Source organism: Micromonospora maritima, assembly GCF_902825405.1.
Classification (GTDB): Bacteria; Actinomycetota; Actinomycetes; order Mycobacteriales; family Micromonosporaceae; genus Micromonospora; species Micromonospora maritima.
Window position 1 is genome coordinate 1 of record NZ_CADEAU010000962.1, and the last position, 688, is coordinate 688.

Here is a 688-nt window from a genome sequence, read left to right on the forward strand (position 1 = left end):
GTCGCCGGCCGGGCCGACGTGGGCGTCGCCGCGGTCAACGGCCCGTCGGCGGTGGTGGTCTCCGGGGCCGCCGACGCCCTGGCCGAGATCGAGCGGGCCTGGCGGGAGCGCGGCGTCCGGGTCCGCCGGCTGACCGTCAGCCACGCGTTCCACAGCCCGCTGATGACGCCGATGCTCGACGACTTCCGGGCCGTCGTCGACGGCCTCACCCTCGACGCGCCGCGACTGCCGGTGCTGTCGAACCTGACCGGCCGGATCGCCGAGCCCGACGAGCTGCGCGACCCCGACTACTGGGTGCGGCACGTCCGTGAGGCGGTCCGCTTCGCCGACGGCATCGGCCACCTGCGGGAGCGGCACGTCGGCACGTACCTGGAGGTCGGGCCGGACGGGGTGCTCTCCGGCATGGTGCGGGACTGCCTCGGCGACGACACCGGCCCGGCGGTCGTACCGACCCTGCGCGCCGGACGCACCGAGCCGTCCGCGCTGCTCGGCGCGCTCGCCGAGGCGTACGCCGCCGGGACGCCCGTGGACTGGACGACACTGACCGGCGGCGGCGCGCCGGTCGACCTGCCCACGTACCCGTTCCAGCGCCGCCGCTACTGGCCCGACGCCGCCACCTGGCGCACCGGCGACCTGTCCGGTGCCGGGCTGGCCGCGTCCGGGCACCCGCTGCTCGGCGCGGCGGTGC

Annotated in this window: 1 protein-coding gene; it reads left to right on the forward strand. The window is 77.6% G+C overall.

Going from position 1 to position 688, the window contains the following annotated elements; all coding sequences use genetic code 11:
* Positions 1-688 (forward strand): acyltransferase domain-containing protein (locus HUW36_RS33830; RefSeq protein WP_174531698.1); only part of this gene is annotated, 688 nt, incomplete at both ends.